At 72.2% G+C, this 26,351-nt stretch carries 23 protein-coding genes; 14 read left to right on the top strand and 9 right to left on the bottom strand.

All coding sequences use genetic code 11. The annotated features are described in order from the left end of the window. Position 1: 1 nt before the first annotated feature. Together yvcK and whiA are read left to right on the top strand one after the other, a co-directional pair. Positions 2-994 (top strand): uridine diphosphate-N-acetylglucosamine-binding protein YvcK, encoded by a 993-nt coding sequence (gene yvcK, locus AB0M30_RS39250; protein WP_364595151.1) that lies wholly within the window; start codon positions 2-4, stop codon positions 992-994. Beyond that, a complete protein-coding gene (gene whiA, locus AB0M30_RS39245) occupies positions 994-1,986 on the top strand; it encodes a DNA-binding protein WhiA (RefSeq protein ID WP_285990027.1) in 993 nt (330 codons plus the stop codon). Before yvcK ends, whiA begins: the two co-directional genes overlap by 1 nt. Before the next feature lie 4 nt (positions 1,987-1,990). Here the strand turns inward: whiA and AB0M30_RS39240 are convergent, their stop codons facing one another. Next, entirely contained in the window at positions 1,991-2,506 is a 516-nt protein-coding gene (locus tag AB0M30_RS39240; protein ID WP_364595109.1) for a hypothetical protein, read from the bottom strand. Continuing rightward, a complete protein-coding gene (locus tag AB0M30_RS39235) occupies positions 2,503-3,357 on the bottom strand; it encodes a hypothetical protein (protein WP_364595107.1) in 855 nt (284 codons plus the stop codon). The genes AB0M30_RS39240 and AB0M30_RS39235 overlap by 4 nt, the downstream gene beginning before the upstream one ends. Before the next feature lie 162 nt (positions 3,358-3,519). Here AB0M30_RS39235 and AB0M30_RS39230 point away from each other — a divergent pair, with 162 nt between their 5' ends. Then, entirely contained in the window at positions 3,520-4,479 is a 960-nt protein-coding gene (locus AB0M30_RS39230; protein WP_364595104.1) for a glucosyl-3-phosphoglycerate synthase, read from the top strand. Here AB0M30_RS39230 and AB0M30_RS39225 read toward each other — a convergent pair whose 3' ends face one another. Next, the gene (locus AB0M30_RS39225; RefSeq protein ID WP_364595101.1) at positions 4,480-5,340 is read right to left on the bottom strand and encodes a sterol desaturase family protein; all 861 of its coding nucleotides are present in this window, start codon (positions 5,338-5,340) and stop codon (positions 4,480-4,482) included. Between the two features lie 70 nt (positions 5,341-5,410). Between AB0M30_RS39225 and AB0M30_RS39220 the strand changes: the two genes are divergently transcribed. Continuing rightward, a complete protein-coding gene (locus tag AB0M30_RS39220; protein WP_364595099.1) occupies positions 5,411-6,019 on the top strand; it encodes a TetR/AcrR family transcriptional regulator in 609 nt (202 codons plus the stop codon). A gap of 410 nt (positions 6,020-6,429) precedes the next feature. Here AB0M30_RS39220 and AB0M30_RS39215 read toward each other — a convergent pair whose 3' ends face one another. Further along, complete coding sequence (locus AB0M30_RS39215; RefSeq protein ID WP_364595096.1) at positions 6,430-7,554, bottom strand: hypothetical protein; 1,125 nt, start codon at positions 7,552-7,554, stop codon at positions 6,430-6,432. 227 nt (positions 7,555-7,781) lie between these two features. Between AB0M30_RS39215 and AB0M30_RS39210 the strand changes: the two genes are divergently transcribed. Further along, positions 7,782-8,150 carry a hypothetical protein gene (locus AB0M30_RS39210; protein WP_013224654.1) on the top strand — a complete coding sequence of 123 codons (369 nt, stop codon included), beginning with the start codon at positions 7,782-7,784 and terminating at the stop codon, positions 8,148-8,150. A gap of 52 nt (positions 8,151-8,202) precedes the next feature. Here AB0M30_RS39210 and AB0M30_RS39205 read toward each other — a convergent pair whose 3' ends face one another. The 3 genes from AB0M30_RS39205 to AB0M30_RS39195 form a co-directional block, all read right to left on the bottom strand. Further along, the gene (locus AB0M30_RS39205) at positions 8,203-10,767 is read right to left on the bottom strand and encodes a PQQ-dependent sugar dehydrogenase (RefSeq protein WP_364595093.1); all 2,565 of its coding nucleotides are present in this window, start codon (positions 10,765-10,767) and stop codon (positions 8,203-8,205) included. A gap of 218 nt (positions 10,768-10,985) precedes the next feature. Beyond that, positions 10,986-11,819: a coproporphyrinogen III oxidase gene (locus tag AB0M30_RS39200; protein ID WP_364595090.1), complete on the bottom strand. Its 834-nt coding sequence runs from the start codon at positions 11,817-11,819 to the stop codon at positions 10,986-10,988. A gap of 39 nt (positions 11,820-11,858) precedes the next feature. After that, positions 11,859-12,296 (bottom strand): PPOX class F420-dependent oxidoreductase, encoded by a 438-nt coding sequence (locus tag AB0M30_RS39195; protein WP_364595087.1) that lies wholly within the window; start codon positions 12,294-12,296, stop codon positions 11,859-11,861. Positions 12,297-12,438: 142 nt separating this feature from the next. On the opposite strand from AB0M30_RS39195, the gene AB0M30_RS39190 reads away from it, so the two are divergent. The 4 genes from AB0M30_RS39190 to AB0M30_RS39175 are packed head-to-tail and all read left to right on the top strand — an operon-like array spanning position 12,439 to position 20,010. Continuing rightward, complete coding sequence (locus AB0M30_RS39190) at positions 12,439-13,896, top strand: hypothetical protein (protein ID WP_364595148.1); 1,458 nt, start codon at positions 12,439-12,441, stop codon at positions 13,894-13,896. Continuing rightward, positions 13,896-14,696, top strand: a complete 801-nt coding sequence (locus AB0M30_RS39185) for a hypothetical protein (protein WP_043788290.1) — start codon at positions 13,896-13,898, stop codon at positions 14,694-14,696. The genes AB0M30_RS39190 and AB0M30_RS39185 overlap by 1 nt, the downstream gene beginning before the upstream one ends. A 23-nt stretch (positions 14,697-14,719) precedes the next feature. Next, the gene (locus AB0M30_RS39180; RefSeq protein WP_364595084.1) at positions 14,720-19,180 is read left to right on the top strand and encodes a hypothetical protein; all 4,461 of its coding nucleotides are present in this window, start codon (positions 14,720-14,722) and stop codon (positions 19,178-19,180) included. A 38-nt stretch (positions 19,181-19,218) separates the two neighbouring features. Continuing rightward, the gene (locus tag AB0M30_RS39175; protein ID WP_364595081.1) at positions 19,219-20,010 is read left to right on the top strand and encodes a TIGR03620 family F420-dependent LLM class oxidoreductase; all 792 of its coding nucleotides are present in this window, start codon (positions 19,219-19,221) and stop codon (positions 20,008-20,010) included. Here AB0M30_RS39175 and AB0M30_RS39170 read toward each other — a convergent pair. Continuing rightward, entirely contained in the window at positions 20,007-20,489 is a 483-nt protein-coding gene (locus AB0M30_RS39170; RefSeq protein WP_364595078.1) for a nuclear transport factor 2 family protein, read from the bottom strand. The genes AB0M30_RS39175 and AB0M30_RS39170 overlap by 4 nt on opposite strands. Positions 20,490-20,524: 35 nt before the next feature. Between AB0M30_RS39170 and AB0M30_RS39165 the strand changes: the two genes are divergently transcribed. Further along, positions 20,525-20,869 carry a helix-turn-helix domain-containing protein gene (locus AB0M30_RS39165; protein ID WP_103336278.1) on the top strand — a complete coding sequence of 115 codons (345 nt, stop codon included), beginning with the start codon at positions 20,525-20,527 and terminating at the stop codon, positions 20,867-20,869. Here the strand turns inward: AB0M30_RS39165 and AB0M30_RS39160 are convergent. After that, entirely contained in the window at positions 20,850-21,494 is a 645-nt protein-coding gene (locus tag AB0M30_RS39160) for a LysE family translocator (RefSeq protein WP_364595075.1), read from the bottom strand. The two genes, AB0M30_RS39165 and AB0M30_RS39160, sit on opposite strands and share 20 nt — an antisense overlap. 72 nt (positions 21,495-21,566) lie before the next feature. Here AB0M30_RS39160 and AB0M30_RS39155 point away from each other — a divergent pair, with 72 nt between their 5' ends. From AB0M30_RS39155 to tpiA, 4 genes are all read left to right on the top strand, one after another. Next, complete coding sequence (locus tag AB0M30_RS39155) at positions 21,567-22,748, top strand: winged helix DNA-binding domain-containing protein (protein ID WP_364595072.1); 1,182 nt, start codon at positions 21,567-21,569, stop codon at positions 22,746-22,748. A 472-nt stretch (positions 22,749-23,220) separates the two neighbouring features. After that, the gene (gene gap, locus AB0M30_RS39150; RefSeq protein WP_103336099.1) at positions 23,221-24,225 is read left to right on the top strand and encodes a type I glyceraldehyde-3-phosphate dehydrogenase; all 1,005 of its coding nucleotides are present in this window, start codon (positions 23,221-23,223) and stop codon (positions 24,223-24,225) included. A 5-nt stretch (positions 24,226-24,230) separates the two neighbouring features. Continuing rightward, positions 24,231-25,445 carry a phosphoglycerate kinase gene (locus tag AB0M30_RS39145; protein WP_364595069.1) on the top strand — a complete coding sequence of 405 codons (1,215 nt, stop codon included), beginning with the start codon at positions 24,231-24,233 and terminating at the stop codon, positions 25,443-25,445. After that, complete coding sequence (gene tpiA / locus AB0M30_RS39140) at positions 25,445-26,230, top strand: triose-phosphate isomerase (protein WP_285990044.1); 786 nt, start codon at positions 25,445-25,447, stop codon at positions 26,228-26,230. Before AB0M30_RS39145 ends, tpiA begins: the two co-directional genes overlap by 1 nt. Positions 26,231-26,351: the final 121 nt, after the last annotated feature.

Raw genomic sequence — 26,351 nt, 5'->3', positions numbered from 1 at the left:
CGTGCGCGCGGTCGCCCTCGGTGGTGGCCACGGACTGCACGCCACCCTGTCCGCGGTGCGGCGGGTGACCCCCGACGTCACCGCGGTCGTGACGGTGGCCGACGACGGCGGATCGTCCGGCCGGCTGCGGCGCGAACTCGGCCTGCTGCCGCCGGGCGACCTGCGGCAGGCGTTCGCCGCCTTCGCCGCCGAAGACGGCGGCACGCTGTGGGCCGAGGTCTTCCAGCACCGCTTCGGCGGTGACGGCGCACTGGCCGGGCACGCGGTGGGGAACCTGCTGCTGGCCGGGCTGTTCGAGGTGCTCGGCGATCCGGTCGCCGCGCTCGACGAGGCCTGCCGGCTGATGGGCGTCTCCGGCCGGGTGCTGCCGATGTCGCCGGAGCCGCTGGAAATCGAGGGGCAGGTCAGCGGCCTCGACAGCGAGGACCCGGCCGCGGTGCGCACCATCCGCGGCCAGGTCGCGGTGGCCTCGACGCCGGGGCAGGTGCAGCGCGTCAGCCTGCACACGCCGGGCCGGTCGGGGCGGCCGCCGCAGGCGTGCGCGGAGGCCGTCGAGGCCGTGCTCGCCGCCGACGTCGTGTTCCTCGGGCCGGGCTCGTGGTTCACGAGCGTTCTCCCGCACCTGCTCGTGCCGGGGCTGCACGACGCGCTCGTGCAGACGGCCGCGACGAAGGTGCTCGTGCTCAACCTTGTCCCCCAGCCGGGGGAAACCGCGGGATTCTCGCCGGAGCGTCACCTCGACGTACTCTTCGAACACGCCCCCGATCTGCGGGTCGACGCGGTGATCGCGGACCGCGATTCCGTCCCCGACCCGGCGAATCTCCGCCGCGCGGCGGAACGGCTGGGCGGCCGGGCGCACCTGGGGGCGGTGGCCGACCCCGGAGTGCCGGGACGGCATGATCCTGATGCGCTCGCGCGAACGATGCGGGAGGCTCTCGGTCTCGTCAGGGACGGGGAGCACGGGGGAGGAGCGAAAGGCAGGGAGGGGCAGTAATGGCGATGACCGCCGCGGTGAAGGACGAGCTGAGCCGGCTGGAGATCACGAAGATCGGGCCGCGCCGGGCGGAGGTCGCGTCGCTGCTTCGCTTCGCCGGCGGGCTGCACATCGTGGCCGGCCGGGTGGTCGTCGAGGCGGAGCTGGACACGGGCTCGGTCGCGCGACGGCTGCGCAAGGAGATCCACGAGCTGTACGGCCACCATTCGGACGTCCACGTCATCACCGCCAGCGGCGGGCTGCGCAAGGGCACCCGGTACGTCGTGCGCGTGGTGAAGGACGGCGAGGGCCTGGCCCGGCAGACCGGGCTGATCGACCAGCGCGGCCGCCCGGTGCGCGGGCTGCCCGCGGCCGTGGTGTCCGGGGGAGTGGCCGACGCGGAAGCGGCGTGGCGGGGCGCGTTCCTCGCCCACGGGTCGCTGACCGAACCGGGCCGCTCCTCGTCGCTCGAGGTGACCTGCCCGGGCCCGGAGGCGGCGCTCGCCCTGGTGGGCGCGGCGCGCCGGATGGGCATCCAGGCGAAGTCCCGCGAGGTCCGCGGAGCCGACCGCGTGGTGGTCCGTGACGGCGACGCGATCGGCGCGCTGCTGACGCGCCTGGGCGCGCACGCGAGCGTCCTGCAGTGGGAAGAGCGGCGGATGCGCCGCGAGGTCCGCGCGACGGCGAACCGCCTGGCCAACTTCGACGACGCGAACCTGCGGCGCTCGGCCCGCGCGGCGGTGGCGGCGGCGGCCAGGGTGGAGCGGGCGCTGGAGATCCTCGGGGAGACGGCCCCGGACCACCTGCTGGCGGCCGGCCGGCTCCGGCTGTCCAACCGCCAGGCGTCCCTGGAGGAGCTGGGCCAGCTGTCGGACCCGCAGATGACGAAGGACGCGGTGGCGGGCCGGATCCGGCGGCTGCTGGCGATGGCGGACAAGCGGGCCAAGGACCTCAACATCCCGGACACCGAGTCCGCGGTCACGCCGGAGATGCTCGAAGAGGAAGAAGCCTGAGAGCTCAGCTGTCGGGGCCGTGGTTCGGGCATTCGGCTTCGTGCTTCGCCTGCCAGGCGGCCTGCATCACCGCTTGCTGCCGCTCGAACTTGGCGTCGCGGCGCACCTGCCAGGGCGAGCGGGCCAGGCGGCGGGTGACCAGCAGCTGGTCGGGTGCGTAGTCGTTGCCGCTGTCGGCGACCTCGAGCCCGGCCGCGGTGAGGATCTTCCGCATCGCCTCGGCCATCGCCTCGCCGACGGCGACCGCCAGTGCCCCGAACGCCGCGGTCTCCGCCCGTTCCTGGAGCGGGTCCTCGGCCAAGGCCTCCTGGCTGGCGTCCCAGAAGAGGCTGTGCGCCTGCCAGTCGACCGTCACGCCGCGAAGCTCCGGCACATCGGCGTGCACGACGGCGCCGACCGAGCCGATCGGATCGTTGCCGGACAGCACCGGCAGCCCGGCCGCCATCAGCTCCTCCTGCACGGTGGTCGCGAGGACGTCCAGGCGGAACCGCCGGTCCTTGTCGTCGTCCGCAATTGTCATGAGCCCCCCTTGGCCGCGAGACGCATGACGATATCCCGCAGCCACGGTTCGGCGATCGCGGGTTCGCGCTCGAGCACCCGGACCAGCTTTGCGCGAACGGCCGGGGTGCGCCCGGCCTCGGCGATCCTCACCGCTTCGGCGAGCGCCCGGCGGGTCCGGTCGTCGCGGCCGGGCCGGCGGACTCGCCGGTCCGCCCACCGGTAGCGGCCGAACGACGGCGTCAGCTTGTGCTGGTGGTCGGCGAGGTAGCTGAACAGCGCGGACTCGACGGAGACGTTCCGGATGGGCACGTCTCGAGCCCAGTTCGCGTGCTGCTGCCACCGGTGAGTGTTCGGGCTGGTGTGCTTGCGCCGCGTCAGGCCGACGATCCGGACCCGGCGCAGGATCGCCGGCCAGTCCGCCCGTTCGTCGGCGGCCCAGTCCCGCAGGATGCCCAGCAGCTGCTCGAGCGTCCGGCCCGTCGACACGACGTCGGCGAAGACGAGGGGCCGGGAACCGCGGGCGAGCCCGGCCGGGGCCAGGCCGTGCGCGGCCAGGTTGGCCCGCAGCTGGGCCACTTCGGCCGGGTGGAGCCGGCCGCCGGGCCGGCTGTCCATCCACGTGGTGGACAGCGGCAGCAGGTGCAGCCGGCCCGGGTCGGGCAGGGTGCCGCCGAGGAGGTCGAAGACGGAGTCCGCGGACCGGCCGACGAAGTAGAGCTCGCCGTCCTCCGACCGCGCGAGCACTTTCGCGGCGCAGTCGATCAGGTCGTCGAGAAACCACAGGTCCGGCTCGGGAAGGCCGTCGAGCAGGGAACCGAGGTGATCGGGCCGCACCAGGTCCCAGCGGAACGGCCGGATCGCCTCGCGCACTCGTGGTTCCCCTCGGTTCATCGTGAGCCTAGGCGCGGTCACCTGCGGCCGTCAGCCGGTTTAACGCGGCGCGCCATCTCGTAACACCGCGGTAGCGCGGGGGAGCCGTGCCCGAAACGCGGGGCACCGAACCTCGGAGGCGAACGAGGGAAGGGGAAACGCATGCTGCAGGTTTCGCCGGAAATCGGCACCTGGATCACCCGGCGCAGCAGCAAGGCCGGGGACTGGACCACTGCGGAGCTCGTCGCGGCCAAACGCGGCACCACGGTGTCCGTGGTCATCCCGGCCCGGAACGAGGAAGCGACCGTCGGCGCGATCGTCACGGCGATCCGCGACGAGCTGCAGGGCGTGCTCGTCGACGAGATCCTCGTCGTCGACAGCCACTCCACCGACGCCACGGCCGAGGTCGCCGCGGCCGCGGGGGCGGACGTCGTCGCGCAGGACGCCGTCTTCCCCGGGCTGGACGGCCTGGCCGGCAAGGGCGAAGCCCTCTGGAAGGGCGTCGCGGCGACGAGCGGCGACCTGGTCGTCTTCGTCGACGGCGACCTGTACGACTTCACCACCGACTACGTCACCGGGCTGCTCGGCCCGCTGCTCACCGACCCGTCGGTCGCCTACGTCAAGGGCTTCTACCACCGCCCGCTCGGCACCGAGGCGGACGGCGGCGGCCGGGTCACCGAACTCGTCGCCCGCCCGCTGCTCAACATGTTCTGGCCGGAGCTGGCCGGGTTCGTCCAGCCCCTCGCCGGTGAATACGCGGGCCGTCGCGAAGTGCTGGAGAGCATCCCGTTCGTCGCGAACTACGGCGTCGAGGTCGGACACCTCATCGACCTGCTGGAACTGCGCGGCCTGGACGCCCTCGCCCAGGTCGACCTCGGCCACCGCGCCCACCGCCACCAGAGCACCCAGGCGCTGGGCCGGATGTCCGGCCAGATCATGCAGACGCTCTTCGACCGGCTGGAGCGCCACGGCCGGATGGTGACCGCGGCGCCGCCGGCCACGCTGCTCGCGCAGTTCCGGCGCGGGACGTCGCCCGGTGTCGAGCGCGAGATCGTGCTGACCGACCTGACCTCCCCGCAGCGCCCGCCGCTGAACAGCCTCGCGCTGCGGGACATCGCGTGATCACGCGGGCACGTGTTCGGGCTGCCAGCCGGGCGGCCCGAGCACGTAGCCCGCGCGCTCGCGCCACGTCCGGGCCGTGCGGAGGTCGCGCAGGATCGAGCCGTACTCGTGGAAGCCGACGCTGAGCAGGTTGTCCGTCTCGATGTTCTTCGTCAGCCCGTACGTCGGCCGCCGGCCCTCGGGGACGAAGCTGCCGAACATCCGGTCCCAGATGATCAAGATGCCGCCGTAGTTGGCGTCGAGGTATTCGGCGTCGCTGCCGTGGTGGACGCGGTGGTGGGACGGGGTGTTGAAGACGTACTCGAACCAGCGCGGCAGCTTGCCGATCTTCTCGGTGTGCACGAAGAACTGGTAGACGAGGTCGATCGACAGGCCGGTCAGGATCATCCACGGCGGGATGCCGGCCAGCGCCAGCACCGACCAGAACGGCAGCTGGAAGTACGGGGTCCACTTCTGGCGCAGCGCGGTCGAGAAGTTGTAGTGCTCGCTGGAGTGGTGCACCTGGTGCCCGGCCCAGAGCAGCCGCACGCGGTGGCTGGCCCGGTGGTAGGCGTAGAACACGAGTTCCTGGCCGAGCAGCATGAGCACCCACGTCCACCAGTCGCGCGGGTCGAACTTCACCGGCGCCAGCTCGAACAGCGCCGCGAACACGACCAGCATCACCAGCCGGAACAGGGCGTTGACGCCGACGGCGACCGTGCCCATCAGCATGCTCGTCCGGGTGTCGGCGAGGCTGTAGCCGATGACGCCGTCGTCGTGGCCGAGCACGTGCACCGCGACGATTTCGATCGTGACGAACAGCAGGAACACCGGAATCGCGAACAACACGGGGTCGCGCAGGTGCGCCAGGAACTCGGCCACGTCGCCTCCTCTGATCTGACCATACGGTAACTTACCCTCGGGTCACTTTACGCACGGTAGGCTCTGGCCTGTGACGGAGTCAAGGGCGGTCGGGACCAAGGGGATGCCCCGCGAAGAGCGCGAGGCCCAGCTCGTCGTGGCCGGCACCGAAGAGTTCGGCCGGGCGGGGTACGCGGGCGCGTCGATGGTCGAGATCGCGCGCCGGGTCGGGGTCACGAAACCGTTGCTGTACCAGTACTTCGGCTCGAAGGACGGGCTGTACCTGGCCTGCCTGCACCGCGCGGGCGGCCGCCTCACCGACGGTGTGGCGACCACCATGGCGGCCGGCGGCGAGCCCGACCAGATGCCGCTCAAGGTGCTCGCGGCGATCTTCACGACGTTCGACCACGACCGGTACGCGTGGCGCCTCCTGCGCGACGCGACGGTGCCGTCGACGGGCGACATCGCCGCGGCGGCCGCGGACTACCGCCGCCGGCTCGACGCGTTCGCCGTGCTCGGCGCCACGCAGCTGCTGACCTCCCGCGGCTTGGCCGACCCGGCGGACATCGAGGCCGTCGCCCAGGTGTGGACCGGCGTGGTCGACTCGCTGATCAGCTGGTGGATCGACCGGCCGGAGGAAGACGCCGACGCGATGACCGCCCGCTGCGCCCGGATCATGGGCGGCCTGTTCGGCTGGTGAGGTCCGGCCGGGGCCAGGGCGCTGGGCCGGGTCGGTTCGGCTATTGCTGTGCGGGCCGTGGCCGTGGTTGGTTGCCGGGTCTGGGGTGGGTCGGCCGGCCATTGCCGCGCGGACCGCAGCCGCCGCCGGGTCAGCCGCTCCCGCTCCCGCTCGGCTCGGGTATTGCCGCGCGGGCTGCGGCTGTGGTTGGTTGCCGGGCGTGGGGTGGGTCGGCCGTTCCCGCTCGGCTCGGGTATTGCCGCGCGGGCTGCGGCTGTGGTTGGTTGCCGGGCGTGGGGTGGGTCGGCCGTTCCCGCTCGGCTCGGCTATTGCCGCGCGGGCTGCGGCCGTGGTTGGTTGCCGGGCCTGGGGCGGGTCGGCCGCTCCCGCTCAGTCCGACCGATGCCGCGCGGACCGCAGCCGCCGCCGGGTCAGCCGCTCCCGCTCCCGCTCAGCTCGGCCAAGGCGGCGCGCACCTCCACCAAGAACCGCGGCCGGTCGTCGCCGTATGTGTGGTCCGCCGCCGACAGCGCCTGACCCAAGGCCTCCGAGGCGTCCTCGTGGGCCGCGGCGAAGATCGCCGGGAACGCCATGGCCCGCTGCAACGCGTTGTCGTGCCGTCCGTCCGGCGTGCGCACGAGCGTGTGCGGAACCTCCGGGTCCGACAGGAGGCGATCCCACGCCGCGGTCCAGTCGTCGAACGGCGCGGGCAGCGGAATCCCCTCGTCGAGGGCGCGCAGTCCGTCGGCGATCCAGCCGACGCCGTCGAGCCGGGCGCGCTCGAACGCGAAGTGGGCCACCCGCCGAGCGAGCGCGCGGCAGCGCTCCGGCCCCGCGGCGACCGCCGCCCCCACCAGGTCGCGGTCGAGCTTGGCGAACTCCCGCAACGAACCCGGCGGCAGCTCGAGGACCGGCGAGGCCGGGAGCACCCCACCCCACTCGCGAAGCAGCTGCTCGTGCCGGGCCTTCGTGCTCGCCTCTTCTTCGGCCCGGCACCGCGCCGCCCATCGGGCGGCAAGCTCCTCCTCGGTCGGCGGCGGGGGCAGATCTCGCACGAACCCGTGCGAGTAAGCCGCGATCGCGCTCGATTCGCGGACGACGACGTCCGGAGCCGCCGGCGCGGGCCAGAACTGCAGCAGGTAGCTGTCCAGCCGGGGCTCGCCGTCGAGGCGGGTGTCACGCTTGCTGCCCGCGTCCATCGCCGTGCCGCCGTAGCGGACGCGGTAGTCGCCGGGCGGCAGCTCGAGGTCCCACCAGGCCGAGCCACCCCAGGTGACCAGCACGGTCCGGCCCTCGGCGTGGAAGGAGGCCTCGACGACGTCTTCCGCGCCGCTGTCCGGTGGCTCGGACGAGTGCACCTCGGCGGTGAAGCCGACGTCGCCGGTGTGCAGCCCGGTGATGAGGAACAGGTGGCCGGGCAAGGCGGCGCCGCACAGCCCGTTGCGCTGCCCGGCGAAGCACGCCGCCAGGTCACCCTCGAACGGCTCCGCCTCGTCGTCGTGGACGTAGATCTGTCCATAGTGGACGTGAACGTCGCCGTGGACCACGGTTCGCATGCCGGCCAGCATGGCAGAGACCACCGACAGGTTTTCGGGGGTTCGGGTGGCGGAGCCCCCGACCTGGGGGCGAAGCCCCAGAAGATACCGACAGTTTCGGTTTGCCGCTTTTGCCCGCTTCTGTCGACACGGAGAGTGCTCTTCGCGAATTCGTTGCTCGAATGGCGTAGCGAAACCGCTCCGGTTCGCGATTAATCTGGGAAGCCGTCCCGTCGAGAGGTTGCCCCATGCCCGAACCAGCCGCATCCATCCCGGCCGATCCCCGGCTCGCCGCGCGGTTCACCGAGGACCTGCTCGACGGCTGCCGGGTCCTGGCCAAGGATTACGGCTACCGGCCCGCCCAGTTCGAACGCATGGTGCGCGAGCACGGCGGCGTCGAAGCGGCCCGGCTGCTGCTGCGCGGGGCCGGCACCGCGGGCGGGTTCACCGTGCTCTGGGAGAAGAACCAGCTCGGCCGCAGCTCCGAGGCGGTCATGCTCCGCGAGGAGTACGCCGAGCTGTTCACCCCCGACGAGCTCCTGCTGGCCCGCCGCCGGCTGGAGGAACACGGCTTCGACGTCGACGCCCACCTGCGCCGGATTTCCGAGCCGGGCTGAGCGGGCGCGGCAGGGGTGACCGGCGCCGCTCCGGTCACCCCTGCCGCGGCTTCTAGGCGGCGGCGCTGGACTTGCCGCGCAGCACCACGTTCGCCGTCGACGCGCCCTTGATCGCCGTTTCGATCTGGGCCATCGTCGAGGACGACGTCAGGCCGGGGACCGTGGCGGTGTTCAGGGCGTAGAGCGTGAACGTGTACGGGTGGCTCGAGCCGCCCGGGCAGGGGCCGAAGAACTTCTGCGCGTTCGCCCCGCTGCCCATCGCCTTCTGTTTCGCGCCGCCCTGGTCCGGCACGGTGTAGCCCGCGCCGAGGCCTTCGGGCAGCGACTTCGTGGCCGCCGGGACGTCCCAGATCGCCCAGTGCAGCTTGTTGCCGCTGTTGGCGACGTCGGCGAACACGACGGCGTAGCCCTTCGCGCCGTCGGCGGCACCCCACGCGAGCGGCGGCGACGGGTCCTGACCCGCCGTGCCGTCCCCGGCGCAGGTGTACTTGTCCGGGATGGTGGCGTTGTCGGCGAAGGCCGAGCTGGTCAGCTTGAAGCCGCCGGGCGTGCTGCCGCCCGGGAACTTCAGCCGCACGATCACGTTGTCCAGCACCGACGGCGTGCCGCCGTTCTTGTCGTTGTTCGTCGAGGTCAGCCAGAGCCCGCCGTCCGGGGTCTTGGTGACCGAGCGCAGCCGGCCCCAGCGGCCCGAGAACAACGTCGACACCGTGCCGACGCCGGTGCCCGCGGCGTTGATCTGCGTGGCGAACAGCTGCTCACCGGTGACGCCGGCGATGTAGATCCAGTCGTTGACGATCTCCACGCCGCTCGGCCCGGCCTGCGACGTCGACCAGGTCTTCTTCGGAGCGATGTAGCCGCTGCAGCTGCCCTGCGTGCCTTCGCAGCTGGGCCAGCCGAAGTTGCCGCCCTTCTGGATCAGGTTGAGCTCGTCCTGGCTGCTCTCGCCGAACTCCGCCGCCCACAGCTGGCCGCGGGAGTCCCAGGCCAGGCCCTGCGGGTTGCGGTGGCCGTAGCTCCAGACGTAGCGGGCGTTGCCGCCGGTGGCGTAGAACGGGTTGTCGCTCGGGGCCGAGCCGTCGGGGTTGAGCCGCAGGATCTTCCCGTTGAGCGAGCTCTTGTTCTGCGCGTTGTCGCTGTTCTTGGCGTCGCCGACGGTGGCGTACAGCTTGCCGTCCGGACCGAACTTGATCCGGCCGCCGTTGTGGTAGCGGTTCTTCGCGATCCCGGTCAGCACCGGCGTCGACGTCGACGACAGCGTGCTGCCGTCGTAGGTCATCTTCACGATCCGGTTGTCGCCGGACGCGGTGTGGTAGAGGTAGATCGCGTGGTCGGACGCCCAGTTCGGCGAGATCGCCAGGCCGAGGAGGCCGCCTTCGCCGTTGGTGCCCACCGCGCCCGGCACCTTGCCCAGGGTGGTCTTCTGGCCGGACGGCGTCACCAGCAGGACCTCGAAGCGGTCCCGCTCGGTCACCAGCGCGTTGCCGTTCGGGAGGAAGTCCACCGACCAGCCGAGGTCGACCTTCGCGATGTCCTTGTCGTACTCCGGGATGCCCCCGGCGCCGCCCGGAGCGCTGGTCTTCGCCGTGACGGCGTTGCTGGCGGCCGAGGTGTTGCCGTCGGGGTCACGGGCCTTGACGGTGAAGGTGTAGGACGTGCTCGGGTTCAGGTTCGTGATCGTCGTGCTCAGCGACGTCGTCGTCGCCACCTTGGTGGCGCCCTGGTAGACGTCGTAGCCCGAGATGGTGCCGCTGTTGTCCGTGGAAGCGTTCCACGCCAGGGAGACGCTGTTCGCGGTGACGCCGGTCGAGCGCAGGTTGCCCGGCACGCTGGGCGGGGTCGTGTCGTTGCTCGGCGGCGTGGTGAAGGTGACCACGTTGCTCTGCTGCGACGGGTTGCCGGCCGCGTCGTACGCGCCGACGGAGATGTCGTAGGCCGTGTTCGGGGTCAGGTTGTCCACGGTCGCGCTCGTGGTGTTCCCGTCGACGGTCTTGAGGATGTTGCCGCCGCGGTTGATCTCGTAGCGGACGACGCCGACGTTGTCCGTCGCGGCGGTCCAGGAGAAGGTCGCGGCCGTCGGCAGGATGTTGCTCGCCTTGAGGTTCGTCGGCGGCGTCGGCGGTTCGGGGTCGACCGGCGCGGTGAAGGTGTCGGTGAGCTTGTCGGCGTTCGGGCCGCCGGTGGCGGTGGTGGCGGTGGTCCGGACCTTGTTCACGCCCGCGGTGAGCTGCACGCTCGTGGTGACGGTCTTCCAGGTCGTCCACGCGCCGGTGGCGGGGAAGTCGACGGTGCCCTTGTCGCCGCCGTCGACGGTCAGCTTGACCGGCCGGTTGTCGGCGGTTCCGTTGGCGTAGCGGAAGGTCAGCGTGTGCGTGCCCGCCTGGGCCGCGTTCACGGAGTATTCGACGTAGCTGCCGGCGACGTTGTCGAAGTTGACGAACCCGGTGCCTGAGTAGCCGGCGTGGTTCGATTCGACCGCGCCCTGGACGATGGTGGCGTTCTCGGACTCGTACTCGGTGTCCGCGGCGAAAGCGTTTACCGGGGTGAGCGCGGTGAGGCCGAGCGCCGCGACCGCGGTACCGGCCAGTACCGCACGCCACGGTGGACGGGGTGCCACTGGGAGCCTCCTGCGTTGTCGGGGGACAGGGGGTGACCGGGGCGGAATGGTCGGCGGACCACCGGCGGCAATAGTTAGGAAAGTTTCCTATCTATGGGTCAGATCACACACCCTCCGAGCGGGCCCTGTCAATACTCGACACGATGGGTTACCCACCGTGCCAATGGTTTCCCGCTCAGCGGGGCGCCCAACCGCCGGCGGTCACCGGCGCTTGAAAGTCACCCGGCCGTCACCGGGGTTTCCGCCGCCCAGTCGCGGGGAACCAGGAACGACGCCAGCTCCGCCTCCGCGCTCCCCGGTTCGGGCGTGAACTCCGCCTCCCACCGCGCCAGCGGCGGCAGTGCCGAGAGGATCGCCTCGGCGTCGGCCTGCACCGCGGTCGCCGCGTCGTGGACCAGCGTGAACTCCACGTAGCGGCCGCGGCGGTAGAGCTGCCACTGCCGCTCGCGCTCGCCGTGCGGCAGGTCCTTGCGCCGTCGCACGATGGGGACGTACGCCGGGACGATCGCGGCGATGCCCGCCGCCGTGAACGCCGCCGAGCGCCGCCAGCCGTCCGGGCCCGGCAGGTGCAGGTGGTCGAAGAGGATGCCGCCGATGCCGCGGGCTTCGTCGCGGTGCGGGAGCCGGAAGCGGTCGTCGCACGCCCGCTTCGCCTGCGCGTGGAACGCCGGGTCGAGCGTGTCGCAGTGGTTCTTCAGGACGCGGTGGAAGTGCGTCGCGTCTGAAGCGAAGCCGTAACAGGGGAGCAAGTCGACGCTGCCGCCGAACCACCACGCGTCCGCGGTTTCGCGGTAGCGGAAGTGGGCCTGGAACGCCGGGACGTACGGGTTGCGCGGGTGGAGCACCACCGACAGCCCGGCCGCGAAGAACTCGTCCGAGAAGGCCGCGCTGACGACGGCCCGTTCGAAGACGTCACCGTTCTCCAGCCGCCGCGTGCGGCCCGAGCGGCCGAAGCGGCCACCGCCGTCGAGGCGTTCCAGCTCGGCCACCAGCTCCCGCTGGCCCGCGTTGACGATCGCCTGGACGGCGTCGCGTCTGTCCCCTGAAGGCATACCCCCCACCCCCGGAGGCAGATTACCAGCGAACCGGGGTCAGCCGGCGATGTCGGCCCGCGCGATCACCCTGGTGATCTTCGCCCGGACGAGGGATTCCTCCGGGACGGCGTTGCGCTTGCCGTAGGCCTCGGCCTGCTCGTCGCCCATGTACCGGCCGCCCAGCTTCGTCGCCCACTCGAGCATGTCGTCGTAGTCGTGGGTCAGCCGCGCCTCGGCGGTGAACTGGACGTAGGAGAACGGCGGCTTCTGGTCGTCGACGGCGAGCGAGATCCGCCCGTCGCGGGCGATGGCCTTGCCCTTGAGCGTCTCGGTGCCGGTGGTGAAGATCAACTCGTCACCGTCCGGGCCCTCGTTCAGCAGGAACCAGATCGGGGTGACGATCGGGGAGCCGTCCTTCCTGACCAGGCCCAACATGCCGGTCCGGGTGCCTTCGGACGCGAACTTCCACCACTCGTCACGGCTCATCTCACGCATAGGGGGGACGTTAATGCAAACACTGCGACGCGTCAGCGTCACCGTTGAGGGTGGTGGTGGGGGCATGGATGGAGTCACCCGCGCGTGCGCAGAGGGTGGCCGACTAGCCTGGCCTGCTGTGCGAGACGACGACAGGGCCGCGATGGGACTGGCCGACGAGGGGCTGACGCGCCGCCTCAAGGCGCTGGCCTGCACGGCGCCGCTGCACGACCTGGACGCGCGCAAGGCGAAGCTCGACTGGGCCGACGCCACGATCTACCAGATGGCCGAGATCGCGCTGCACACGATCGACCAGGTCACCATCGCGATGGACTTCGACACCGGCGCCGGCCACGACGAGGTCATCGACCGGCTGCTGCCGTTCATCGCCCAGCAGGCGCCGTCGCGGATGCCCGAGGAACACGTCCGGGTGGCCAAGTGGGTCCTGGACAACCTGATCAACGTCGGCACGACCGAGCGCGGCTTCCGGCGCGTCTACGGCTCCGTGGGGCCGGGCGGCTACCAGCGCCGCCAGTTCGACTTCAAGCTGCTCGTCGAGCTGGCCGCCCGCGACGGCGAGGTCTACCTGCGTGCCACCGACGAGGCCATCAACGTCCTGGTCGGCGCCCTCGACACCGACGTCGAATCGGCGCAGATCGCCGCCGAGGTCAAGCTGGAGAACCTGATTGCGCGGGGTCGTTTGGCCGACGCGAAGCTGGCCGCCGAGCAGGCCCGCTACCGGACCGTCCAGTACGGCGAAACCCTGCGCGCGAAGCTCGACGCGACCCGCCGCGACGTCCGCTCGGTCGACTGGGAACGCGAGGTCCCGGAGCTGCTCGACAGCGCGCTCAGCCACATCGAGGCCCGGTTCCGCGCCGAGAACGCCATCCTCAAGAACATCACCACGGCCCGCGACGAGACCGAAGACCTCGACCGCAAGCGCCGCGCCGCGGAGCTCGTCGACATCGTCGGCGACTGCATCCGGCGGCACACGCGCCTGCAGTCCCGGCTCGCCGACGCGGGCGCGGTCTTCCGCGCCGAGCAGGACCGCCAGCAGTTCTCCGGCCCGCCCCAGCGCGCGACCCTGGATCTCTTCGGCCAGCTCCTCGTGCCCACCCTGGGCCTGCCGCTGGCCGACGCCGTCGCGCCGGCCGAGCACTTCTTCCACGCCGTCGCGGGCATCTCCGCCCCGGTCGTGCCGTCCCTGTCGTCGCTCGTCTCGCTGCTGCTGCGGCCGGCCCCGGAACGCGACCAGCTGGTCGGGGAGATTCCCGAACCCGAGCTCATGCCCGCCGAGGTCACCGACAAGTTCGGCGACGACGTCTGGCGCGCCGCCGACGAACTCCTCGACCTGCCGGAGGTGCCGCGGCGGCTGTCGGGCCTGCTCGAAGAAGCCCGCCGCAGCCGCCAGCCCGGCCTCCCGGCCCTGGTCGCGCTGCGCGCGGTCCACGCCTACAGTCCCGGGGTCGGCGCCGCGCGGCGCCAGGGCGACCGGCAGGTGCTGGTGGCCGTCGACGACGGCACGCTCCTGGACGACCCGGACTTCGGCGGCGCCGACCTGCTGCTGTCCACCGCCGCCGTCGAGCGCGCCGACGAAGAAGAGAACGAGGAGGTCGCGTAATGGCGCTGTCCCACAGCAGCGTGGACGCCGAGGCCGCGGCCCGGCTGGTCGCCTTCGGCATGCGGCCGAAGCAGCTGCCCGCGCGTGACGTCGTCTACGGCGACCTCGTCCGCCGCTACGGCGAGGACAACGCGTTCAAGGCGCTCACCCACGCCGTCGCCGCCGGGCTCGGCCTGATGGTCCTCGAGGTCAACCAGCAGGCCGGCGCGGTCCTCGCGGCCACCGACGAATCCGTCTTCGAGATCAAGATGGACTCCTACGCCCGCCAGGCCAAGATCCGCGAGCGCCGCGAGACCGAGAAGGTGCTGCACGGCCTGATCCACCTGGCCACCGCGGCGCTCGGCTACCCGCGCCCGGACGACCTCGCGAACGACACCTACATCGGCCGCGTCAGCGTCGAGCAGGTCGACGCGATGGTCCGCGAAGCCGCCCGGATGCTCGACGAACGCGCGGCGGCGGCCGAGGCCAACAACGACCCGCTGGCCGACGCGCCCGAGCTCGAACAGGCCTGGCGCGCCTACACCCGGCGTCCCGCGGCCGCGGCCACCAAGGACGGCCGCCTCGCCGCCGACACCACCCGCGGCATGGTCTCCCGCGCCCTGCGGTTCCTCGCCGACCAGGGCTTCCTGGTCCCGGTGAGCGACGAGCAGGGCGGCACCTACCGGACCACGCCGCGCTACCAGATCCAGGTCCGCGAACTCGCCGCCGACGCCGCCTTCGACGACCTGCTCGCGCTCGACGTCGTGGCCGTCGCGACCGCCGGGGGCACGCTGCGCGCAGCGGCGTCCGACACGCTGTAGAGACACGCTGTAGAGGGGAATCGATGTACGAGCTTTCGCGGGTCCGCCTGCATTCGGTGGGCCCGGCGGGTGCCCGCTACCAGGACGTCGTGCTCGACTTCAGCGGCGTCGGCGCCAAGATCACCGCGCCCCAGCAGGACGCGCTGTTCAGCGCGGGCATCCACGCGACCGGCCCGGCCGAGCTGCGCCGCCCGTCCCCGGCGAGCGTGCTGTTCCTCGAGAACGGCGGCGGCAAGTCCGTGCTCATCAAGCTGATCTTCTCGGTGATGCTGCCCGGGCGACGCCAGGTCGTGGGCACGACCAGCACCAAGGTGCTGGAGAAGTTCGTCGCCGCCAAGGACGTCTCGCACGTCGTGCTGGAGTGGCTGCACGTCGAGAGCGGGCACCGGATCATCACCGGCAAGGTCTCCGAATGGCGCGGGCACGTCGTGTCCGCCGACTCCGAGAACCTCGTCGACTCCTGGTACTGCTTCCGCCCGACCGCGGCGCTGGGGCTCGATGCCCTGCCGATGACCCAGGACGGCCGGCTGCTGACGATGTCCGGCTTCCACGACAAGCTCACCGCGGCCCAGCTGGCCGAGCCCGAGCTGGAGCTGTCCTGGACCCGCCGTCACCACGAGTGGACCGGCCGGCTCGACTCCCTCGGCCTCGACACCGAGCTGTTCCGCTACCAGCGCGCGATGAACGCGGGCGAAGGCGAAGCGGCGGACGCGTTCGCCTTCGGCACCGACGACGCGTTCGTCGAGTTCCTGTTGAAGGCGGTGATCTCCGAGGACGAGCCGAAGGACCTCGCCGAGGTCGTTTCGACGTACGCGCACAACCTCGCGCAGCGCGGGGACCTGCTGTCGGAACGCGACTTCGTCGCCGGTGCGCTCGACCTGCTGGGGCCGCTGGCCGCCGAAGAGGGCGTCGCCGCGGAGTCGCGGAAGATCGCGGAGTCGGCCAAGGCCGACATGGCCGAGCTGGCCGGCCGCGTCGTCGCGCGCAACGAACTCGAGAACGCGCGGCTGTCCGGGCTCGAGGACCACGTCACCGAGGTCAAGTCCGCGGAGAAGCTCGCCGAGGGCGACCACCGGCGGCTCGCCGCGGCCGTCACGGAACTGCGCCGCCTGGTCGCGGTGCTGCGCCTGGACGAGGCCCAGGAGGCCCGCAAGCGCGTCGACGCCGAGCTGGCCGAGGCGAAAACCGAGGCCGAGGCCTGGCGGGAGACGGCGACGGTCCTCAACCAGCTGAACGCCGCGCGCAAGGCGAAGGACCTGCGCGAACTCGTCGGCAGCCGGGAGGAAAAGGCGCGGCCGGCCCTGAAGGCGCGCAACGACGCCGCTTCGGCGCTCGCCCGCGGGTTGCACGCGCTGGCGCAGGACGCCCAGCGCCAGGCCGACAAGGCCGAAGCGCACGCGGGCGCGTTGCGTGCCGAAGCCGAGAAGGCGCAGACCGAGCGCGACGAAGCCGCCAACCTCGCGGCCGCGCGCCGGGCCGAGGCGCGCGGGCTGGCCACGCGGATCACCGAGCTGCGCGAAGAAGTCCAGGCCGCCGTCCGCGCGGGGTTGCTGCCTTCGGGCGCCGACGTCGCCGAAGCTTCGCGGGCCGCGCGTGCGGCCGCCGAGCAGGCCGCTGCGGAGCTGACCCGCCGCGAACAGGAACTCGACCGCGTCGGCGCGGAGCTCCAGGCGGCGCAACGGGCCGTGAACGAGGCGCACCAGCTCGCGGGCACGACGCAGGACCGCCTGGAACGCGCCGCCGAGGACCTCGACCGCGCGCACCGCCGGACCGACGCCCTCGCCGCCGAAAGCCGGCTGGTCGAGCTGCTCGGCGCCGACGACGTCACCCTGGAGAGCGACCTCCCGGTGCTGCTGGAACGGCTGCGCGAGGCGAGCGCGGCCGTCGAGAAGGAGCAGACCGCGCTGCGGATGGAGGAGTCCGCCGACGAGCGGGCGCTGGCCGCGCTGGGGTCCGGCGGGCTGCTGCCGCCCCCCGAGGACGTCCAGGCCGCGCTGGACGCCCTGGAGGAGGCCGGGATCACCGCGTGGTCCGGCTGGCGCTATCTGTCCAAACTGGACGCTTCCCGGCGCGCCGAAGTGCTGGAAAGCCTGCCGCAGCTGGTGTCCGGGGTCCTGCTGAACGACGCCGCGCACGCCGAGCGCGCCCGTGAGGTGCTGACGACGCGGCGGCTGCTGCCGAGCGCGATCATCGCCGTCGGCACGACCGAGGCACTGCAGGCGCCGGCGCCCACCGCGCCCGGTGTCGAGTTCCTCGTGCCGCCGAACCCGGCGATGTACGACGAAGAAGCCGCCGACGCCGAGCGGGAAGCCGTGGCGCGGCGGCACACCGAGCGGCAACGGCGCCTCGAAGCGTTGTCCGCCAAGCTGGCCGCGGACGGCGCGTTGACGTGGAAGCTCACGACGTGGCGTGAGGACTACCCGGCCGGGGCCGTCGCCACCCTGGCCGAGCAGGCCCAGGCGGCCCGGACCGCGCGGGAGACCGCGCGGACCGCGCTGGCGCAGGCCGACGCGGAATTCGCGCGGCTGAGCGAAAAGGCGGTCTCGCTGCGCGAACGCGTCCCCGAGCTGCGGGCGGCCGCCGCCGAGGCGGAGGAGAAGGCGCGGCGGCTCGGCGAGCTGGGCGTCCGCAGCGCCCGGATCGCGGAGTGGACCGAAGAGGCCGAGCGCGCCACCGAGATCGCCGAGCGCGCCGACCTCCAGGCGTCCGACGCGGCGGGCAAGGCCGCGCGGCTGCGCGAGCAGGCGGGGGAGGAGCAGCGCACCGCCGACGGGCACCGCCGGACCGCGAGCACGGCGCGCGCCGAACTGGCCGAGGTGCCCGGGGCGGCCGACGCCGCGGACGGCCCGGCGCCGTCGGAGCCGGTGGACGCGCTGCGGCGGGCCTACCTGTCGGCGTCCGAGTCGTACGCGAAGGTCGAGGTCGGCAGCGACCTGCGCGGCGAGCTGGAGCAGGCGGAGTCCGCCGAAGCCGCCGCGGGCTCGGCGGTCGAGTCCATGGACGAAGCCGTCCGCGCCCGCGCGGCCGAGCTCCTGGAGACCCCCGACGGTTCCGACGCGTCGGCGCGGGCGGCCGCGCTGGCCCGCGCCCGCCGGGTCGTCGACGGCCTCGAAGACGAGCGCACGGAAGCGATCGGGCTCGTCTCGACGCGGCGCGCCGAGCTGGACGCGCTGCCGCTGCAGAACGGCGTCAACGGCGAGAAACCGCGGGACATCGAGCACGGCCTGGAGCTGATCGACGCGGCCGGGCTGGAGGCGTCGGCCGCCGCGCGCAAGTGGGAAGAGCTGCAGGAACGCCGGGCGGCGGCGGAAGCGACGCTGGACTCGGCGCGCACTTCGGCCTCGGGCTTCGCGCTGCTCGCCGAGTCGATGGGCCACCTGGTGACCGACACCGACGCTGCCGCCTACGACGGCGACGTCGACACCGCGCGCGCCCAGCACGCGCGGCTGAACGCCACCTTCAACCAGGCCCAGGACGCCGCCGACGCCGGCGACCGGCGGGTGCGCGCGGCCGCGGACCAGCTCGCGCAGTACGCGACGGAGAAGCGCTTCGAGAAGCTGAGCACCCCGGTGCGGCAGCAGGTCATCTCGGTCAAGCGCGACCAGCTCCCGGCGCATGCCGCCGAGTGGGCCGAAGCGCTGCGGCCGCGGCTGCGGTCGCTCACCGACGACCTCGCCCAGATCGACCGGCACCGCGGCGGCATCATCACCCGCCTGCAGGGCATGGTCGACGGCGCGCTGCGGACGCTGCGCTCGGCGCAGCGCGTTTCCCGGCTGCCGGACGGCCTCGGCGACTGGTCGGGGCAGGAGTTCCTCCGCATCCGCTTCACCGAGCTGGAGGACAACGCGCTCACCGAGAAGCTCGGCGAGGTCGTCGACGAGGCCGCCGTCGGCAAGACGGCCGACGGCCGGGACGTCAAGCGCGACGGGCTTTCCCTGGTGTTGCGCGGAGTCCGGGCCGCGGCGCCCAAGGGGTTCCGCGTCGACATGCTGAAGCCGGACTCGGTGCTGCGGACCGAACGCCAGCGCGTCTCGGAGATCCGCGACGTGTTTTCGGGCGGCCAGCAGCTGACCGCGGCGATCATCCTGTACTGCACCCTGGCGGCGCTGCGGGCCAACAACCGCGGCAAGGTCCGCAACCGGCACTCGGGCGTGCTGTTCCTGGACAACCCGATCGGCCGCGCGTCGGCCGGGTACCTGCTGGAGCTGCAGCGGGCGGTGGCCGAAGCGCTCGGCGTGCAGCTGATCTACACGACGGGCCTGTTCGACGCGGGCGCGCTGTCGGAGTTCCCGCTCATCGTGCGGCTGCGCAACGACGCCGACCTGCGGGCGGGCCGCAAGTACCTGTCGGTGGACTCGACGATCCGCAACTCCCTGGACGACCTGGGCGAGCCGGACGGCGTCGCACGGCTCTCGGCGACCCGGATGTTCACCCGGGCCGCCGAGGATCCCGCCGATTCCGCTGAGGACGAACAGACGGCCTGACGGGGAACAACTCCCGGCCTTCCGGGGTTCCCCCGCGCATGACGAAGCTGGGGCCGCTGGGGGCCACGCACAGCGCACTGGACACCGATGCCGCCGTGGCGACCGCGGCCGAACTCGAGGAGCTCGGCTACGCCACGCTGTGGCTGGCCGGCGGCCAGGGCGATAACCTGCCGCGCATCGCCGAGGTGGTCCGCGGGACGTCCCGGATCCAGGTGGCGAGCGGGATCCTGTCGGTGGACCGGGTGCCGTCCGCTTCGGTGGCTTCGGCGTACGCGGACCTGCCGGCCGGCCGGTTCGTCGTCGGGCTGGGCGGAGCGCACGGCCCGCGCCCCTTGGCGGCGCTGAACGACTACCTCGACGAGATCGAGGAGGCCGTCCCGCCGTCCGCGCGGATCCTGTCGGCGCTCGGGCCGCGAATGCTCGAACTGGCACGCGACCGCGCGTCGGGCGCCTACCCGTACTTGGTGACGACGGACTACATCGCTTCGGCGCGGGAAATCCTCGGGGCCGGCAAACAGCTCGCCGTGCTGCTCAACGTCGTCGCCGAGACCGACGCGGCCGCGGCGCGGGAGGCGATCCGCGGCAGCGGCTTGAGCTTCCTGACCGGGATGCCGGCCTACGCGGCCAACCTGCGCCGCATGGGCTTCACCGATCCGGACATCACGGACCTGTCGGACCGGCTCGTCGACGCCGTCGCGGTGTGGGGCGGCTTCGACACCGTGGTAGCGCGGCTGCGGGAGTACCTCGCCGCGGGCGCGGACCAGGTCGTCGTCCGGCTGGACGGCGTGCCGCGCGAGTGGTGGCCGGAGCTGGTGAAGGCACTGGCTTAGCCGCGGATCGCCCGCTGGTAGGCGGCGAGCGCGCCGGCGTCGTCGATGCTGCCGTGGTGGTGGACCTGCACCCAGCGACCGGCTTCGTAGGCGAAGAACCGCGTCGTGCGGATGCTCAAGGGGACGGTTTCGGTCACGCGGTACTCGCCGGTCTCGCGGCCGGCGAACACCGCGTGACCGGCACCGGAGTATTCGACGATGTCGCCGAAGGTGACGGTGACGCGGGCCGGGCCGTGGAAGACGCGCTCGTACAGCTCGGTGATCGCTTCGCCGCCGCGGAGGATGCCGCCGAGCGGGTTGTTCAGCTGGGCCAGCGGATCACTCGTCCAGACCCGGCGGAACGCGTCGAGATCGCGCTGGTTGAAGGCGTAGTAGAACGATTCGAGCGCGGCCAGCGCGCCCTCGCGGCCGGGCGTGGCTGCTTCGTCGAGCCGGTTGCGCGCGTCGGGGCCGAAGGTGGCGTCGAGGTGTCGCGGCACATTTGCTCCTAGAGTGTTCGACGGAGGTCCACCGGATGAGTGTACGACAATCATCGAACACTGCGCGGGCGCGCGGGCTCACGCACGCGCTCCCGGCGGCGGTTTCGCTGCAGGACGCCCTGGCCGCGGTCGCCGATCCGGTGCGCCGCAGCATCCTGCGCGAGCTGGCCGCCGTGCCGGAGTGGACGAAGGCGTGCGGCACGTTCGACCTGCCGGTGGCCAAGGCGACCCGCAGCCACCACTTCGCCGTGCTGCGCGCGGCGGGCCTGATCGAACAGCGCGACGAAGGCCCGCGACGGCTGAACCGCTTGCGGCGCCCCGAATTCGACGCGGCTTTCCCGGGCCTGCTCGACCTGGTGCTCAGTCACCCCGGCCCGTGAAGGCGAGGGTGGCGCCCAGGCCGATCATGACGAGGCCGCCGGTGCCGCCGACCAGCTCCAGGCGCTTCGGCGAGCGGGCGAACCACGCGCGGGCGGTGCCCGCGACCAGCGCCCACGCGCTGTCGGTGGCCAGCGCGATCGCCGGCAGGCACAGCCCGAGGACCAGCATCTGCCCCGGCACCGACCCCGCGCCGGGGTCGACGAACTGGGGCAGCAGGGCCGCCAGGAACACGATCGACTTCGGGTTCGCGAAACCGACGACGAAGCCGTCGCGCAGCACGGTCCCGACCCGGCCGGGTGCGGCACGCACCTTCGCGGCCATCGCGTCGGTCAGCCTCCGGCGGTGGCGCACGGCCTGGATCCCCAGGTACACCAGGTAGCACGCGCCGGCGACCTTGATCACGGTGAACACGGTCGCGGACGTCGTCACCAGCGCGCCGAGGCCGAACGCGACCGCGACCACCTGCGTGTACACGCCCACGGAGTTGCCCACGACGGTGAGCAGCGCGTCACGCCGCCCGACGGTGAGCGCGCGGCTGATCGTGAACAGCACGCTCGGCCCGGGGACCACGACCATGAGGAACGTCAGCGCGGCGAAGGCCGCGAAATGCGTGCCGGAGACCATTCCGCGAGGCTAGCGCCTGGTCGCCGGGCACGACCAGGAGTTTTTGTCGGTGCCGGGTGGTAGGAAAACCGGGTGCCTCCGAAGATCAGCACCCAGCAGCGCCGGGCCCGCCTCGCCGTCCGCCACCACCTCGCCGCGCCCGCGGCCTCGGTGGCGGACGCCGTCGCCGGGGTCGTCGCGCTGCACGCCACCGACCCGGCGACCGTCCACCTGTCCGCGTCCGCCCGCCTCGCGGCACCGGCGGTCGCCGAGGTCGAGCGGGCGCTCTACGAAGACCGGACGTTGCTGAGGCTGCTGGGCATGCGGCGCACGGTGTTCGTGACGGACCTGGACACGGCGGCGCTCGTGCAGGCGGGCTGCTCGGCGGACATCCTCGTGAAGCAGCGGAAACTCCTCGAGCAGCACCTCGGGCAGCAGGGGCACCCGGAGAACGTGCCGGAGCCGGCGAAGTGGCTGGCCGCCGTCGAGGCGTCGGTCGAGGCGGCCCTGCGCGCCCGCGGCTCGGCGACGGCGCAGCAGCTGAGCGAGGACGAACCCCGGCTGCGCCAGCAGCTGCTGATGGCGGCGGGCAAGCCGTACGAGGCGATCGGCAACGTGACGAGCCGGGTGCTGTTCCTGCTGGCGGCGGGTGGCCGGATCGTCCGCGGCCGGCCGCGCGGCAGCTGGCTCAGCACCCAGTACGTCTGGCACCCGCTGGACGAGTGGGTCCCGGGCGGGCTGCGGCCGTGGAGCGCGGACGAGGCCCGGGCGGAGCTGGCCCGGAGGTGGCTGCGCGCGTACGGCCCGGCCCCGGTGGCCGACCTGAGGTGGTGGACGGGCTGGACGGCGGGCCAGGCGAAGAAGGCGCTGGCGGCGGTGTCCCCGGTGGAGGTGGACCTCGGCGGCGTGCCCGGGGTGGTGCTGGCGGACGACGTGGCCCCGGTGCCGGAGCCGCCCCCGTGGGTGGCGTTCCTGCCGGCGCTGGACCCGACCCCGATGGGCTGGCAGGACCGCGACTGGTTCCTCGGTCCGCACCGCGCGGCCCTGTTCGACCGCAGCGGCAACGTCGGCCCGACGGTGTGGGCGTCCGGGCGGGTGGTCGGGGGCTGGGCCCAGCGAGCGTCGGGGGAGGTGGTGGTCAGGCTGCTGGAGGACGTGGGCGCGGAGACGCGCGCGACGGTGGAAGCGGAGGCGGCGAAGTGCGCGGAGTGGTTCGGCGAGGTTCGTGCGGTGCCGCGGTTCCGGACTCCGCTGGAACGGGAGCTGACGGGTTGAGGGCGCGGCCGCAGGTGGCCGCTGAACCTCCGGCCGGAGGTTCCCGCCGTCCTCGTGGCGGCGATCCCCGCGGCCGGAGGGCCCGCAGGGCGTCGCTGGATCGGTCGAGTCATCGACCTCACGTGCCGTCTCGCGGACCGCTGCCGCGCCCGGCGGGGGCCCACTTCGGGCTGAATCGGTCAAGCCGCGGTCGTCGGCTTGGCGCCGGCGTTCAGCCCGGCTGTCGCACACCCGGCGCGATCAGCCGGAACCGGTCCCGGCGCCCGGATTTCCCGCCGTTGGTGGTCTGCCGTGGTCCGCTCCGGAACACCCGCGGTGACGCCCTCGCTTCTTAATCGATTCTTGACCCGTTCGCCAAGTGGTGGAAGTCTCGTCAGGGCAGTCAGGGACGCGCATGCCCGCACGCTAGGGTGGCCGCGAGCCCGCAAGTCACGGCCGGGGGTCCCGGCCGATCCTCAGAGGAGTGGCAGCAGTGACCGTTCGCGTAGGTGTCAACGGCTTCGGCCGCATCGGCCGCAACTTCTTCCGCGCCGTGCAGGCCAGCGGCCACGACATCGAGGTCGTCGCCTTCAACGACCTCGGCGACGTCGCCACCATGGCCCACCTGCTGAAGTACGACTCCATCCTGGGCCGGTTCCCGGGTGAGGTCAGCGTCAGCGACGAGGGCATCGTCGTCGACGGCAAGACCATCAAGGCCCTCGCCGAGCGCGATCCGGCCAACCTGCCCTGGGGCGACCTGGGCGTGGACGTCGTGGTCGAGTCGACCGGCTTCTTCACCAACGCCGACGCCGCCAAGGCGCACATCGCCGGCGGTGCCAAGAAGGTCATCATCTCCGCGCCCGCCAAGGGCGAGGACCTGACCATCGTGCTGGGCGTCAACGACGACAAGTACGACGGCTCGCAGAACATCATCTCGAACGCCTCCTGCACCACCAACTGCCTCGGCCCGCTGGCCAAAGTCCTGCAGGACGCCTTCGGCATCGAGCAGGGCCTGATGACCACGATCCACGCGTACACGCAGGACCAGAACCTGCAGGACGCGCCGCACAAGGACATGCGCCGCGCCCGCGCCGCCGCGCTGAACATCGTGCCGACCTCGACCGGCGCCGCGAAGGCCATCGGCCTGGTCCTGCCGGAGCTGCAGGGCAAGCTGGACGGCTACGCGCTGCGCGTCCCGGTGCCGACAGGCTCGGCCACCGACCTCACGGTCACCCTGACCAAGGCCGCGACCCTCGAAGAGGTCAACGCCGCGTACAAGGCCGCCGCCGAGGGCGCGCTGTCGGGCTACCTGCGCTACAACGAGGACCCGATCGTCTCCTCGGACATCGTCACCGACCCGGCGTCCTGCATCTACGACGCGCCGCTGACCAAGGTCATCGGCAACCAGGTCAAGGTCGTCGGCTGGTACGACAACGAGTGGGGCTACTCCAACCGCCTCGCCGACCTGGTCAAGCTCGTCGGTTCGAAGCTGTCCTGAACCCGATGAGCGTCAAGAACCTCGAAGACCTGCTGGGCGAGGGCGTTCAGAGCCGGTACGTACTCGTGCGGTCCGACCTGAACGTCCCGCTCGACGGGGATCGCATCACCGACGACGGCCGGGTCCGCGCCGCGCTGCCGACGATCAAGAAGCTCGCCGACGCGGGCGCGAAGGTCGTCGTCACCGCGCACCTCGGCCGCCCGAAGGGCGAGCCGGACCCGAAGTACACCCTCGCGCCCGTCGCCAAGCGGCTCTCCGAGCTGCTCGGCGCCGAAGTCGCGCTGGCCGGTGACCTGGTCGGCGAGTCCGCGAAGGCGCTGACCGGCGGCCTGGCCGACGGTGGCGTCGTCCTGCTGGAGAACGTGCGCTTCGACGCGCGCGAGACCAGCAAGGACGCCGTGGATCGCTCCGAGCTGGCCGCCGAGCTGGCCGCCCTCGTGCCGGGCGGTGCGTTCGTCTCCGACGGCTTCGGCGTCGTCCACCGCAAGCAGGCCTCGGTCTACGAGATCGCGTCGGTGCTCCCGGCGTACGCGGGCGGCCTGGTGCTGGCCGAGCTGGACGTGCTGAAGAAGCTGACCGACGACGTGAAGCGGCCGTACGTGGTCGTGCTCGGCGGCGCGAAGGTGTCCGACAAGCTCGGCGTCATCGCGAACCTGCTGACCAAGGTCGACCGGCTGCTCATCGGCGGCGGCATGGCGTACACCTTCCTCAAGGCCCAGGGCCACGAGGTCGGCAACTCGCTGCTGCAGGCCGACCAGCTCGACCAGGTGAGGGGCTTCCTCGCCGAGGCCGAGAAGCGCGGCGTCGAACTGGTGCTGCCGGTGGACGTCCTCGCCGCGACGGGCTTCGCGGCCGACGCCGAGCACGAGGTCGTCGCCGCGACCGCGATCCCGGCCGACCGCGAAGGCCTCGACATCGGCCCGGAGACCCGTGAACTCTTCGCGGGCAAGCTGGCCGACGCCGCGACCGTGTTCTGGAACGGCCCGATGGGCGTGTTCGAGTTCGAGGCGTTCTCGGGCGGCACGCGTGCCGTGGCCGAGGCGCTCGTGAAGAGCGACGCGTTCACCGTGGTCGGCGGCGGCGACTCGGCGGCCGCGGTGCGGCAGCTGGGCCTGCCCGAAGACGGCTTCTCGCACATCTCCACCGGCGGCGGTGCCTCCCTGGAGTACCTCGAAGGCAAGGAACTGCCGGGCGTGACCGCTCTGGAGGAGAAGAACTAGTGGCACGCAAGCCGTTCATCGCCGGCAACTGGAAGATGAACCAGAACCACCTCGAGGCGATCGCGCTGGTGCAGAAGATCGCCTTCGCGCTGCCGGAGAAGTACTACGCGAAGGTCGACGTGGCGGTGCTGCCGCCGTTCACCGACATCCGCAGCGTGCAGACCCTGGTCGACGGCGACAAGCTGTCGCTCACCTACGGCGCGCAGGACATCGCGCCGCAGGACTCCGGGGCCTACACCGGTGACATTTCCGGCCTGATGCTGGCCAAGCTGGGCTGCAAGTTCGTCGCCGTCGGGCACTCGGAGCGGCGCGAATACCACGCCGAGTCCGACGAGCTGGTCAACAAGAAGGTCAAGGCCGCGCTCAAGCACGGCATCACGCCGATCCTCTGCATCGGGGAGAAGCTCGAGGTCCGCGAGGCCGGCGAACACATCCACCACACCACGACGCAGCTGATCGAGGGCCTGAAGGGCCTCAAGGCCGAGCAGGTCTCCGGCGTGGTGGTCGCGTACGAGCCGGTCTGGGCGATCGGCACCGGCAAGGTCGCGTCGTCCGCGGACGCCGAAGAGGTCTGCAAGGCCATCCGGGCGACCCTCCAGGAGAAGTACGGCGACGAGGTCGCTTCGTCCGTCCGGGTGCTCTACGGGGGATCGGTCAAGTCGGGCAACATCGGCGAACTGGTGGCCTGCGAGAACATCGACGGTGCCCTGGTCGGCGGAGCGAGCCTCGATGGTGAGGAGTTCACGAAACTCTGCGCACTCGCTGCGGGCGGGCCGCTGCCCTGATCGAGGCCACGACCGGGTAGCCTGTGTATCCGGTCCGTCACACAGCAGTGGACGAGTCCAGGGGTACGGTGGTGGTCGGAAACGACCATGCCGTACCCCTGCATTCTCCTAGAGCCCAGAG

This window comes from Amycolatopsis sp. NPDC051716 (genome assembly GCF_040681595.1).
GTDB lineage: Bacteria > Actinomycetota > Actinomycetes > Mycobacteriales > Pseudonocardiaceae > Amycolatopsis.
Note: the sequence above shows the minus strand (reverse complement) of the source record. Positions and strands in the feature narration are given on the sequence as shown.